Raw genomic sequence first — 12,916 nt, 5'->3', positions numbered from 1 at the left:
CAGTTCAACGTTTGGTCTCCGGCCCGGCGATCGGGCCTCTGCCGCTGGCCTTGTCTTTTTCGAGAACTGCTTCGGTGATCGAATTCGGCAGCCGTCGCGGCTTTTCGATCAGCCCGAGCACCGGCATCGCGATGATGAAGAACGCAAAATAGTAAAGCGTCGCTAGTTGGGACATGACGACGTATGCGCCTTCCGCCGGCCGGGAGCCGAGCCAGCCGAGAAAGAGGGCATTGGCAACGAACAGCCAGAAGAGCACCCTGTACCAGGGCCGATAGACCGCCGAGCGCACCTTCGAGGTGTCGAGCCACGGCACCAGGAACAGCACGGCGATCGAGCCGAACATCGCGAGCACGCCGCCGAGCTTGGAATCGATAGGCCCGATATTGAAGGTGATGGCCCGCAGGATCGCGTAAAACGGCAGGAAGTACCATTCCGGGACGATGTGGGCCGGCGTCTTCAGCGGATTGGCGATGCTGCTATTGTCGGGATGGCCGAGGTAGTTCGGCAGGTAGAAAACGAAATAGGCGAAGAAGAACAGGAACACGAGGATGCCGAAGGCATCTTTGACGGTTGCATAGGGCGTGAAGTCCACGACATCAGTTTTCGATTTGACCTCGATGCCGGTCGGATTGTTCTGGCCGACGACGTGAAGCGCCCATATGTGCAAGGTCACCACACCCGCAAGCACAAATGGCAGCAGGTAATGCAGCGCAAAGAAGCGGTTCAGCGTCGGATTATCGACCGCGAAGCCGCCGAGCAAAAGCTGCTGGAGCCAGTCGCCGATCAGTGGGACTGCGGTGAAGAAGCTGGTGATGACAGTAGCGCCCCAGAACGACATCTGCCCCCAAGGCAGCACGTAACCCATGAAGGCCGTCGCCATCATCAGCAGGAGATTGGTGCAACCGAGCACCCACAGCAGCTCCCGCGGCGCCTTGTACGAACCATAGTAGAGTCCGCGGCAGATGTGGATGTAGACGGCAATGAAGAAGAACGACGCGCCGTTGGAATGGAGATAGCGCAGCAGCCAGCCCGAATTCACGTCGCGCATGATCTGCTCGACCGAGTTGAAGGCCAGCCCCGTATCAGGAGCGTAATGCATCGCCAGCACGATGCCGGTCAGGATCTGTGAAACCAGCATGATCGTGAGAATGCCGCCGAACGTATAGGCGTAGTTCAGGTTGCGCGGGACGGGATAGACGATGAAGCTGTCATAGACCAGCCGCGGCAGCGGCAGGCGGGCGTCGAACCAACGTTCGATTCTGGTTTTGGGCGTATAGGTCGAGTGTTTGTCGCCGCTCATCGAAATGCCCTTGCCTCAGCCGATACGGATCTTGGTGTCGGAAACGAATTGGAACACCGGTACCGCCATGTTCTCGGGTGCCGGCCCCTTCCGGACGCGGCCGGCGGTGTCGTATTGCGAACCATGGCAGGGGCAGAACCAGCCGTCGAAATCGCCTTCCTGACCATGCGGGATGCAGCCGAGATGGGTGCAGACCTGGATCATCACCACCCAGGCTTCCTTGCCCGGCATAGTTCGATTGGCGTCGGTTGCCGGCGCATCGGCCGGCAGATTGGCGTTGCGGGCAATTGGATCCTGGAGCTCGGCGAGACTGACTGCCTGGCCGTCCTTCCTCTCTTTTTCGGTGCGGTTGCGCACGACCACCGGCTTGCCGTGCCAGTCGACGATCAGCGACGTTCCCGGCGTCAGCGAGGAGACGTCGACCTCGATCGCGGCGGGCGCTTCGACGCGCAATGTGTGCTCGGCTGTGGAGGTTTCGGAAAGGTCGGCCATGATGGCGACTCCTATTGTCGGAAGCTGCGTCATCGCGTTGGTGGCAATCGAGCAAAAGCAGACCACGGCTTTCGCCTTTCCAGTCTGCTCATGCCGCGCGGAATATGCCGGCCGTGGCCGGATGTGAGCCATCGTGCCAACGGCACGTGCGTCCAATACTTTCGTTTAGGATTTCCTGAGCGAAGGACTGGCTGGCCTGGCGATGCCATCATGGAAGGTTCTGGATTCCTCCAGGTAACCGTTGGCCACTGAGCTGGCATACGCCCCGGCATTGCGCACGGCGATCCCGAACTTCAGCCCGACCATACCTCGGCATAGGCACGTCTAGCTGTCGGTGTCGTAGTCGTCGTCTCCGCCAAATGCGAGTTTCTGGAGCGGTCGTCTCGCGTGGCGCGGGGCAGGTTTTCCGCTCGGCTACGACCAGTTGCGGGATTCAATCGGGTTTAGAAAAGGGAAAAGCGGTGAAACTCTACTACAGCCCTCTCGCCTGCAGCCTGGCGGACCACATCGCTCTGGAAGAGGCCGGTGTTTCCTTCGAGCGCGAAAGTGTGAACCTCAAGACCAAACGAACAGGCTCCGGGGATGATTTCACTACCGTCACGCGCAAGGGCTACGTTCCAGCCCTCGTGCTGGATAGCGGCGAAACGCTGACGGAAAATATCGCCGTCCTCGACTGGATTGCGTCGCAATACCCGCCACTGGGAGTGGCGGGGCCGTTGGGCCGTACCCGCCTTCTCGAAGCGCTGACCTACGTCTCAACTGAAATACACCGAAGCTTCAAGCCGATGTGGCACCAAAGCAGCGATGCCGAAAAGGCCAAGGCGAGCGCGACGATTACGAGCCAACTCGAGTTCTTCGCTGACGGGCTCGAGACCGACTATCTGTTCGGCGACAAACCCAGCGTCGCGGATTTTTATCTTTTCGTGATGCTGCTTTGGGCGGCGCGCTTCCACGTCCCTGTTCCCGCGCCCTTGCAAGCCCTTCGCGCCCGAATGGCTGCCCGGCCGGCCGTGCGCATCGCAATGGATCGTGAGGGCCTCGTCTGAAGCTGAGGGCGACTTCGAGCATAAGATCAGATGCAACATATCCTCTCGCCCCAACAGAAGATCAGGAGTCATTCTCATGCTGCCGTTCCTGCGGATGCTACATCCAGCCGCTTCCAACCGCGGGGATGGCCTACGTCTCGAATTTCTCCGGAGGGAAATCGAGGAAACGCTGGACCTTACCGACATTCAGTCAGAGCTCGCCCCACTGCCTCCTGGCCGAGGGTTACAATCCTGGATTCGCCGCAGTCACCGTCGAAATAAGCGCAATGTTTCTTGTTGGCCGATGCGGCGGCCGGTCTAGTTGTTCCCGCTTGTTGGTCATCATAGAGGCTTCATCATGAATGCGAGTAAGGCTCCCGACACGGTCGATCATCGCCGCCGGCGCATTGTCGGTGCGACAGCAATGACGTTCGCCGCCACCGAACTCGGCTTGAGCGCGCCGGCAGCCACTTGGATGGTCGAGGCGAGGGCGTCCGCGACGCAAGCCCGGCCGGAATCATTCGGCTCGCTCAGACAGGTCAATGCCGGAAAACTGAGCGTCGGATATGCGGAGCTGGGGCCTGCCGAAGGTGCTCCAGTGATCCTGCTTCATGGCTGGCCCTATGACATTCACACCTACACCGACGCCGCTCCTCTGCTTGCCGCAAAGGGGTACCGCATGATTGTGCCCTACCTGCGCGGCTACGGCACCACACGATTCTTGTCGGACGAGACGATGCGCAATGGCCAGCAGTCGGCGCTCGCCGCGGATACGATCGCCCTGATGGATGCGCTGGGGATCGAAAAGGCCACGATCGCCGGCTGCGACTGGGGCGCCCGAACGGCCAATGTCGTTGCCGCGCTCTGGCCTGAGCGTTGCAAGGCGATCGTCTCGGTGAGCGGCTATCTCATCGGAAATCAGCGCGTCGGCATGGTGCCGCTGGCACCGGAGGCGGAGCTTCAATGGTGGTATCAGTATTACTTCGCCACGGATCGCGGCCGCGCCGGCTACGAGAAATACACGCGCGATTTCGCCAAACTCATCTGGCAACTCGCTTCGCCGCAGTGGAATTTCGACGATGACATCTTCCAGCGCAGCGCCGCAGCACTGGACAACCCGGATCACGTCAGCATCGTCATTCACAATTACCGCTGGAGGCTCGGCCTGGCACAGGGCGAGCCGGAATATGACGTTCTGGAAAACCGGCTGGCCGAAGCTCCCGTGATCACAGTGCCGACCATTACCCTTGAGGGTGATGCCAATGGCGCACCCCATCCCGACAGCAGTTCCTACGCCAAGAAATTCTCGGGCAGATACACGCACCGGATCATCACCGGCGGTATCGGCCACAACTTGCCTCAAGAAGCCCCGCAAGCCTTTGCCCAGGCTGTCATCGACGTCGGCGAATACTGATCAAAATCCATGACGTGCCCCGACCGTAAGGAATAACACGGGAAGATTCCTGGTTCTCGGCACAGCCTCCCGTCCGCTTAGGCGAGAACAGCTCTCCCGCCGACCCAGACCGACGCGATGTTGGCCCTGGAAGCGGAGTAGACGATCTTCTGAAGGATGCCGTCGCCGTCGTCGAGTTCGTCCCACAGGTGAATTGTGCCTCTGGGCGCGGCGGTGTCGACCAGGATCGCATCGAAATGGTAGCCAGGAGAGAATCGCCCCACAGGCAAGCCGAGTGCCGCGCCACCGCCTGCCGTCGCCAGGTGGAAGGACTCGCGAAAGTCGACGCGTGCCGTTCCAGCCGTGCGCGTCTCGGCCGCTAGCGCCGGGTCGGTGCCGGTTTCCAGCATGCGCGACGACATGACCGTCGCGCGCATCGCATCGAACATCGAGGCGCTCGGTCCCCCGGAAATGTCGGTGCCGAGCCCGACCTTGACACCCTTCTCGAGGGCCGCCCTCAATGGGAACACGGCGCCTGCGAAGTAGGCGTTGGAGACGGCGCAGTGCGCCACGGCCGCCTTGCGCACGCGGATCGTCTCCATGTCGGCAAGCGTAATGAAATTGGCGTGCGCGAGCACGCTGCCGGCGCGCAGCAGGCCAAAGCGATCAAGGCTAGACGTGTCGCTGATCCCGTGGCGCTGCAGCACGTAGCCATGCGCCCAGTCGCTCTCCGAGCAATGCGTCTGCACATGGCAGCCGCATTCCTGCGCAAGCGTGCCGAGCCCTTCGAGGGCGGCGTCGGTACAGGAGGGGATGAAGCGCGGCGTAATGACCGGCTTTACCCGTCCCGTGGCATTGTCTGGATGCCCATGCACGTAGTCGATCAGAGCGCGCGTGCCATCAATGGCCTCGTCCGCCGAGGTATCGCGATAATAGGCCGGGCACTCGTCGGGATTGTCCATCGCCACTTTGCCGACCAGCGCACGTTGCCCGCGTTCGAGGCAAATGTCGACGAGCAGCCTTGTCGCGTCCTGGTGGATGGTTGCGAAGTAGAGCGCTGTGGTCGTGCCGTTAGCGATCAGGTCGTCGACCAGCAGGCCGTAGCTGCGCCGCGCGAAGGCGAGATCGGCGTAGCGCGCCTCCAGGGGAAACGTGTGTTTGTGGAGCCAGGCCTCGAGCGGCACGTCCAGCGCCCGGCCGAGCTGCGGATATTGCGGCGCGTGCACGTGAAGATCGACGAAGCCGGGCAGCAGATAACTCTGCGCCGGCAAGGTCGCCAGCGAACCGGTCCGGCGCGCGGCCTCCAGCGCCTCGTCATAGCCGGCATCATGCGGATGCAGCACCGAGACGATGATGCCTGATTGATCGATTGCGATCAGGGCATGGAGCAACTCTTCCACGAGCCCGCGCTCTGGCGCGTGAAAGCCGCTGGCCAGAAGCGTCTTGCCGCTCAGGTCGCTCACCTGTCCTCCGCCGAAGAACAGCTACGCACTGCCGTCGCGAAGCGCCAGAGCGCGATTGCCTGTCCGTCGGTGCCGATGACAATATCGGAAGGGCTGCCGCTCATGCGGCTTGCGCCGTCGTGCCGTAGGTGATGCCCTTCTCCTTCAGCCAGCGGCGATAGGCGATCGACGAGCCGTCGGCCCGCGTCGGGATTTCCGCGCGCGGCTCGAGCGGCAAAAGAAGTGGCCGTTGGTTCTCCAGGATGATGCGGTCCTGCAGGAAGATGAGCTGCTGGAACTGCACAAGTTCGGTCGTGGTCGATACGTCGTCGATCAGGAACATGACGGGGTGCGCGCGGCAGCGGTCCGGATCGAGGGGCTGCACGAACAGACAGATCACGTCCCACCGGGTAGCCGCGTTGGGGCAGGTCTTGTAGAGCATCACCGCGAAAGGATTGGCGACCCGGTACATGTATTGGGTCATGATGCCGCCGGTCGCCGAGAGTGCTGCCTGCGGCTGGAAGAATTCGCAGTTGGTCGCCCACACCTCATCCACGTCGCGGCGGATTTCGGTTGTGTAATGCCGCACTTCCGTGTGCGGCTCGGCGCCCAATATGTCGGTATGGACGAAGGGGAAATGCGCCATGTCGAGGAAATTCTCGACGATGCGCAGGCCGGACGCCTTTACCGCGATCGCTCCGCAAACGACAGGCCGGCGATCGTCCTCATAGGCCTCCGGGATCGACAGCACATCGCCGGCCGGCATGCCGAGCGTGATCCATAGATAGCCGTAGCGTTCCTTGGCCGGGACTTGGCTGCCGTCGCCGGCACGCGACACATTGACCGCGCCTGCCGTATCGCGGGCTACCAACAGATCGATGCCCAGAAGCCGGCTCGCCATCGTGCCGACCGGAATCTCGTTCAGCGCGTCAATGCAATACCATTGATCGAGGGCCGCCTGCTCCGCAGCTCGCTTAATGGTCATTGTTGCGTCCTTCCTGTGCTATCTCACTGCCGATAGATGCGGTCCATCACAGCCCGGTGGTCGGCCATCGCCGCCTCGACATCGAAAGAGGCGAAGTCGCCTCTCGCGATAATCTGCCGGCCGTTGATGTAGGAATAGTCGACCTTGAAGGGTCCGCAAAGCACCAGCGCGGCGAGCGGGTCGCGCTCGGTCCCGGAAAGGCCGACTTGGCTGCGTTTGACCGCGATGAAGTCGGCGCACATGCCGGGCGCGAGATGGCCGATGTCATTGCGACCGAGCAGGGCAGCGCCGCCGCGCGTCGCCATTTCGAGGGCCTCGCGCGCGGACAGCGCCGTCGGCGTGCCGCCGAAACCGCCGCGGCCGCCGGGCTTTTCGGAGAGGTAGTGGTGCGGCGCGACACGCTGAAGCATCAGCGCCAGCCGCGCTTCCATGAACAGGTTCGACGTGTCGTTCGAGGCCGAGCCGTCGACGCCAAGGCCGACCTTCACGCCCTTGTCGAGCATCTCGCGGATCTTCGCGATGCCCTGGCCGCAGCGCATGTTAGCCGACGGGCAATGGGCGACCCCGGTGCCGGTTTCGGCGAAGCGGTCGATCTCGTCGCTGGTCATGAAAATCGAGTGGGCGAACCAGACGTCGTCACCGAGCCAGCCGACGGATTCGGCGAACTCGACCGGCCGCTTGCCATAGATTTCGAGGCAGTACTTCTCCTCGAAAAGCTCTTCGGCAAGGTGCGAATGCAGGTTCACGCCCTTGTGGCTGCGCGCCAGCGATGCCGCATCGCGCATCAACTCCGGAGTCACCGAGAACGGCGAGCAAGGAGCCAGGATGATTCGGCTCATCGAATGCCGCGACGCGTCGTGATAGCCGCCGATCAGCCGTTCGGCATCCTTCAGGATATCCTCTTCGTTTTCGACGCAGCGATCCGGCGGCAAGCCGCCCTGGCTTTCGCCGCGCGACATGGCTCCACGCGCAGCGTGGAAACGCAGACCGATATCGCGGGCCGCACCGATCGTCGCGTCGAGCGTGCAGTTGTTGGGCAAGATGTAGAGATGATCGGAGCTGGTCGTGCAGCCCGAATGGATGAGCTCGGCCATCGCTACGCGCGCCGAGACGCCTATCGCATCGTCGTCGAGCTCGGCCCAGATCGGATAGAGCGTCTTCAGCCAGACAAGCAGCTCGTCGTTCTGAGCCGTCACACGGGTGAGGTTCTGGTACATATGATGATGCGTGTTCACCATGCCCGGCATGACGACATGGCCCGATAGGTCGAGCACCTCGTCGGCACTGGAGGCACTGAGTTCCGCGGTGGTGCCGACCGCTTCGATGACGTTGTCGTCGATCAACAAGGCGCCGTCGGAAATCTCGCGGCGCGTACCATCGAAGGTGGCGAGCAGATCGATGTTCTTGACAAGCAGGCGGGGCATGATGGTCTCAACGCATGTCGCGGAAATAGGGTTCGCCGAGAGCAGCCGGCGCGGCCATTACCCGGCGCATGCGTTGCCAGGCAAGCACCGGCACGATGATCAGGGCGATCGTGCCGAGATAGGGCAGCATCGACAGGATCGGCGCCGCGATCGGCCAGTTGCGTGCTTGGCCGACGAAGCCGAGAGAGGTGATGAGACCGAACAGCAGAGCGGCCAGCACGGCGTTGAGGGGCCGGTAGCCTGCGAAGATGACGAGAGAGACGGCAATCCAGCCGCGGCCGGCCACGACGCCTTCCGACCAAGAGGGAACGAAGGCAAGCGTGAGGTAAGCGCCGGCGCCGGCCGCCAGCGCCGAGCCCGCGGCGACATACCAGAAGCGGATGCTTTGCACCGAAATGCCGGCGGCGTCGGCTGCCGCGGGGTTTTCGCCCACCGCGCGCATGTTCAGCCCGTGGCGCGTGCGGAACATGATGTAGTGCAGCGCAACCGGCAGGACGATGTAGATCAGGTAGACAAGGATGTTCTGCGTGAAGATCGCGCGACCGAGCAGCGGGATGTCGCTAAGATAGGGAATAGCGATCGGCGCGAAGGTCGCCGGCGCCGGCATGCCGGAATAGGCGCGACCGATCGTTGCGGCCATGCCGGTGCCCATCAGCGTCAGCGCCAGGCCGCACAACACCTGGTTCGCTTTGACGACGACGGTGCCAAGAGCGAAGACGCAGCCAACGAGGAAACCGACGGCAAGCGCAAGGACGAAGCCGAGCATAGGGTGCGGCGTGGCGACGACGACCGCGATGCCAGTGATTGCACCGAGTGCCATAAGCCCTTCGACGCCGAGATTGACGACGCCGGCGCGCTCGGAGAGCGTCTCGCCCAGCGCCGCCAGCGCCAGCACGCCGCCGGCGAGAATGGAGGTCTGGATCAGTCCGGCGATCATGTCCATGGGTGTTTCCTCAGCTCGCGGCCGGTTCGGTCCGCGTGATGCGGTAGTGAGCGAGTTCGTTGCCGATCGCCGTGAAGAACAGGATCAGTCCGGTGATGGCGAGCACGGCCGAGACGGTGATGCCTTGCGTCTGCAGGATGATGCCCGAATTCAGGATGACGCCCATCAAAGCCGCGCCTGCGAGCACGCCAAGTGAGGAACCGCGCGCCAGCACCGCGACCATGATGCCGAGATAGCCGAAATTGTTGGAGATGCCGCCCTGCAGGCGATGCACCGTGCCAGCTACTTCCAGCATACCGGCGATGCCGGCGATCGCTCCCGACATCAGCAGGACGACGATCAGGCGGCGCCGGAACGGCATGCCCGCATAAAGCGCCGCGCTCGGGTTCGACCCAGCGACCCGCACCTCGTAACCCCAGCGCGTGTAGTTGAGCAGTCCTGCGATGACAAAAGTGAGCAGGATCGCCAGCGGGAAACCGTAGTGCACGATACCCCAGAATTCAGGCACGTCATGCGGCAGACGTGCAGTGGTCGCGAGCGCATGGCCGCTCGGGTCGAGCCATGGGCCGGTGGCGACGTAATAAACCATCAGCGTCGCCACGAAATTCAGAAGCAGGGTGGTGATGAGTTCGCTGACATCGGCGTAGGCGCGCGCCAGCGTCGGCACCAGTATCCAGAGCAGCCCGCCGAGCGCGCCAGCGGTGAACATAACAGGCAGGATCAGCCAGGTCGGGCCGGGAATGAACAGCGCGACCGCCGTGGCGCTGAAGGCGCCGGCATAGAATTGGCCCTCCGCGCCGATGTTCCAGGCGCCGATTCTCAGCGCTACCCAGACCGACAGGCCGGTCAGGATCAGGGGAGTGACCAGAAGTCCGACGTCTTCCAGCCCGAAGCTCGAGCCAAAAGTCGAGCTGAGCACCTCCCAGGCGAGTTCGACGGGAGCATTGCCGCGAGCGGCCAGAACCAGGCCGGCGACCCCCAGCGCCAGCACGATCGCCAGGGCACGTGCCGCAAAGGCAACGGAGGGCTGCGCGGATGGAACGCGCTGAAGCTTGATCGCCAAGGTCAGTGCTTCCCGGCAGCGGCCTGGGCGCCAGCACTGGACCGCATCTGCCCGCCCATCATCAGGCCGATTTCCTCGATGTCGGTGGAGGCAGTCTCCACCGCGCCCATGATCCTGCCATGGAACATCACGGCGATGCGATCCGACAGGTTGAACAGCTCTTCCAGCTCCTCGGAAATGAAGAGCACACCGACGCCGGCATCGCGCAATTCGACGAGGTAGTGCATCATCGTGTTGATCGCTCCGACATCGAGGCCGCGGCTCGGATAGGCGGCGATCAGAACCTTGCTTGCGATGCGCATCTCGCGGCGTGCGACGAGGCGCTGCTGGTTGCCGCCGGAAAGGTTGCGCATGGGCATGCCGAAATCGGGCACCGCAACGGATGCCGCTTCGGCGATCGTGCGCGCGAGAGCTGCCGCAAGGCGCGGTCGGAACGCAAAGCCCTTTGAAACAGGCGGCGACGCATATTCGCGGATTATGGCGTTATCGGTGATTGAAAGCGCCGGCGCCAGGCCGCTGTGCAGCCGGTCTTCGGGAATGTGGCCGACGCCGAACTTCGCGTAATCGACCGCGCCGGCGGTCGTGACGTCCTTTCCGCCGAGCAGTATCTGGCCGGAGTGGATCGGCCGTAAGCCGGTGACGACCTGGGTCAGCTCCTTCTGGCCGTTGCCGGCCACACCGGCGATGCCGAGAATCTCGCCGGCATGGATGTCGAGCGAAACCTGGTCGAGAAGGATGCCGCCCACGTCGTCACGCGCGACGACGGATTTGAGGCTGAGCACCGGCTCGGCGGAGATGCCGGCCGCGCCTGGCTGCCTGGCACGCAGATTGCTAAGCACGATCTCACGGCCAACCATCAGGCGCGCCAGCATCTTCTCGCCGCAGTCCGCAGTCTTTTCGGTGGCCACCTTGCGGCCGCCGCGCAGCACGGTGATGCGGTCGGATATCTCCAGGACCTCGTCGAGCTTGTGGCTGATGAAGACCACCGCATTGCCCCGGGACACGAACTGCTTGAGCGCCTTGAAGAGCTCGCGCGCTTCCGCCGGAGTAAGCACTGCAGTCGGCTCGTCGAGGATCAGAACGCGAGCGTTGCGCGCGAGCACGCGTAGGATTTCCACGCGCTGCTGCTCGCCGGTCGAAAGATCGGCGACGCGCGCGGATGGCCGTACCGCGAGGTTCAGCTTGTCGGCCAGTGCGGCAGTCCGCGCCTCGAGCACCGACGAGCCAATACGCTTGGGCGTTTCGGACCAGCCGAGATGAATATTCTCGGCAACCGTGAAGGCGGTCACCAGCTTGAAATGCTGGTGGACCATGCCAATACCGGCGGAGATCGCATCGACTGGAGATGCGAAACGTTTGGCATAGCCGTCGACGACGATCTCACCGGCATCCGGCTGATAGATGCCGGTGAGGATGTTCATCAAGGTCGATTTGCCGGCGCCATTCTCGCCAAGCAAGGCGTGGATCTCCCCCGGCATCACGTCCAGGTCGACATCCTGGTTGGCAACGACGCCGGGGAAATATTTGCTGATGCCCTTGAGCAGCACGAGCGGCGGCGCGCCGGAGCCAGGCTCGTAACGCCCCGGGGAGGTGGACGGCACCTCCATGCCGCCGTAGCGGTGCTCGCTCGAAGCATGATGAACTGGAACAAAATCATTCATCCCGCTCAGCTCTTTGCCTTCTGCCGCATAGTCTATCCGAAAACTCTGCAATCTTTCGGGATCACGCTTGGAGGCCGCTGACGCCTTCGATCGACCAATCCCAGTTGTAGAGTTCCTCTTCGGTCATGCGATGGCCGGCAGCCACCTTGACGTTGCCCTTGGTGTCCTTGATCTCGCCCTCGAACGGGCTCCAGCCGCCGAGAATCTTGTCGCGCACGGCATCGGCCTGCTTTGCGACCTCGGTGGGCACCGTCTCGCCCCAGGCATCGCGGTCGATACCGCCGCCCATCGGCAGGATGGTCTGCGAGGGCGTCCACTTGCCTTCGAGGCGCAGGCGCACCTGGTCGACATAGAATTTCTTGAAGTCGATGGCGATCGAGGAGACGTAGGCCTTCGGCCCGTAGCGGCGGATGTCGGTATTCCACATGACGGCCTTCGCGCCGCGCTGCTCGGCCACCTGCAGATAGCCTGCTTCGTCCATGATGCCGAACAGAAGGTCGGCGCCGTTATCGATGAGTGCGGTGCCGGCCTGGGTGGCAGCCTGCGGATCGAACCACGAGTTGATGACGATGGTCTGCACCGTGGCGTTGGGATTGACCGAACGGGCGCCCATCAGGAAGGCGTTGGTGCCGGAAAAGACCGACGGAACAGGGAAGGAGGCGACGTAGCCGAGCTTGCCGCTCTTGCTCATCAGGCCCGCGGCGACACCGGTGACGTAGGTCGGGTACCAATGGGCGAGGTAATAGGTCGAGAGATTTTCGAGCGGGTTGCGGCCATCGCATTCATAGAAGGCGACGTCCGGCGAACGCTTGGCCACGTCGTAGAGGAAGTCGCCATAGTTGGAGGTGGCAAACACCATGTTGGCACCTTCCGAGACGAACTGGCGGAAGGTGCGGGTCGCGTCGGCCGAATAGGGGATGCTTTCGACGAACAGCGTCTTCAGCTTCGGGAACACTTCCTGCACGGCCTTCATGCCCTGGTCGTGGCTCCAGGTCCAGCCTTCATCGGTCACCGGACCGGTGTGGCCGAAGGCGATGACAGCGTTTTCCTCGGCGACGGCGGCGAGCGGCGTCTGTGCATGGGCGGGCGTGATAAGGCCGGATTTCGGCAGGAGCAGCGAGGCGCCGGCTGCGGCGCCCATGTTGAGGAAGCCTCGGCGGGAGAGATTGCGCAGGTCGATCATGCGTC

General features: G+C 63.0%; 11 protein-coding genes. 2 read left to right on the top strand and 9 right to left on the bottom strand.

Features of this window, described 5'->3' with window-relative positions:
* Positions 1-4: 4 nt before the first annotated feature.
* A complete protein-coding gene (locus NKI97_RS11130; protein ID WP_352834055.1) occupies positions 5-1,300 on the bottom strand; it encodes a cytochrome b in 1,296 nt (431 codons plus the stop codon).
* Between the two features lie 15 nt (positions 1,301-1,315).
* Positions 1,316-1,825 (bottom strand): ubiquinol-cytochrome c reductase iron-sulfur subunit, encoded by a 510-nt coding sequence (gene petA / locus NKI97_RS11125; RefSeq protein ID WP_352834199.1) that lies wholly within the window; start codon positions 1,823-1,825, stop codon positions 1,316-1,318.
* 428 nt (positions 1,826-2,253) lie between these two features.
* On the opposite strand from petA, the gene NKI97_RS11120 reads away from it, so the two are divergent.
* Together NKI97_RS11120 and NKI97_RS11115 are read left to right on the top strand one after the other, a co-directional pair.
* Positions 2,254-2,838: a glutathione binding-like protein gene (locus NKI97_RS11120; protein ID WP_352455799.1), complete on the top strand. Its 585-nt coding sequence runs from the start codon at positions 2,254-2,256 to the stop codon at positions 2,836-2,838.
* 337 nt (positions 2,839-3,175) lie between these two features.
* Positions 3,176-4,231 carry an alpha/beta fold hydrolase gene (locus NKI97_RS11115; RefSeq protein ID WP_352821442.1) on the top strand — a complete coding sequence of 352 codons (1,056 nt, stop codon included), beginning with the start codon at positions 3,176-3,178 and terminating at the stop codon, positions 4,229-4,231.
* Between the two features lie 77 nt (positions 4,232-4,308).
* Here NKI97_RS11115 and guaD read toward each other — a convergent pair whose 3' ends face one another.
* The 7 genes from guaD to NKI97_RS11080 form a co-directional block, all read right to left on the bottom strand.
* Complete coding sequence (gene guaD / locus NKI97_RS11110) at positions 4,309-5,673, bottom strand: guanine deaminase (RefSeq protein ID WP_352834053.1); 1,365 nt, start codon at positions 5,671-5,673, stop codon at positions 4,309-4,311.
* Between the two features lie 100 nt (positions 5,674-5,773).
* Positions 5,774-6,637 (bottom strand): aromatic ring-hydroxylating dioxygenase subunit alpha, encoded by an 864-nt coding sequence (locus tag NKI97_RS11105; RefSeq protein WP_352834050.1) that lies wholly within the window; start codon positions 6,635-6,637, stop codon positions 5,774-5,776.
* 23 nt (positions 6,638-6,660) lie between these two features.
* Positions 6,661-8,061 carry an 8-oxoguanine deaminase gene (locus NKI97_RS11100; protein WP_352834047.1) on the bottom strand — a complete coding sequence of 467 codons (1,401 nt, stop codon included), beginning with the start codon at positions 8,059-8,061 and terminating at the stop codon, positions 6,661-6,663.
* Between the two features lie 7 nt (positions 8,062-8,068).
* Positions 8,069-9,004 (bottom strand): ABC transporter permease, encoded by a 936-nt coding sequence (locus tag NKI97_RS11095; protein WP_352743678.1) that lies wholly within the window; start codon positions 9,002-9,004, stop codon positions 8,069-8,071.
* A gap of 10 nt (positions 9,005-9,014) precedes the next feature.
* Positions 9,015-10,067 (bottom strand): ABC transporter permease, encoded by a 1,053-nt coding sequence (locus tag NKI97_RS11090; RefSeq protein ID WP_502894821.1) that lies wholly within the window; start codon positions 10,065-10,067, stop codon positions 9,015-9,017.
* A 2-nt stretch (positions 10,068-10,069) separates the two neighbouring features.
* Complete coding sequence (locus NKI97_RS11085) at positions 10,070-11,674, bottom strand: ABC transporter ATP-binding protein (RefSeq protein ID WP_352834197.1); 1,605 nt, start codon at positions 11,672-11,674, stop codon at positions 10,070-10,072.
* A 115-nt stretch (positions 11,675-11,789) separates the two neighbouring features.
* On the bottom strand, positions 11,790-12,911 hold the full coding sequence (locus tag NKI97_RS11080) for a BMP family ABC transporter substrate-binding protein (RefSeq protein WP_352821434.1): 1,122 nt from the start codon (positions 12,909-12,911) through the stop codon (positions 11,790-11,792).
* Positions 12,912-12,916 lie beyond the last annotated feature (5 nt).

This window comes from Mesorhizobium sp. M0296 (genome assembly GCF_040321675.1).
Taxonomy (GTDB): domain Bacteria; phylum Pseudomonadota; class Alphaproteobacteria; order Rhizobiales; family Rhizobiaceae; genus Mesorhizobium.
Note: the sequence above shows the minus strand (reverse complement) of the source record. Positions and strands in the feature narration are given on the sequence as shown.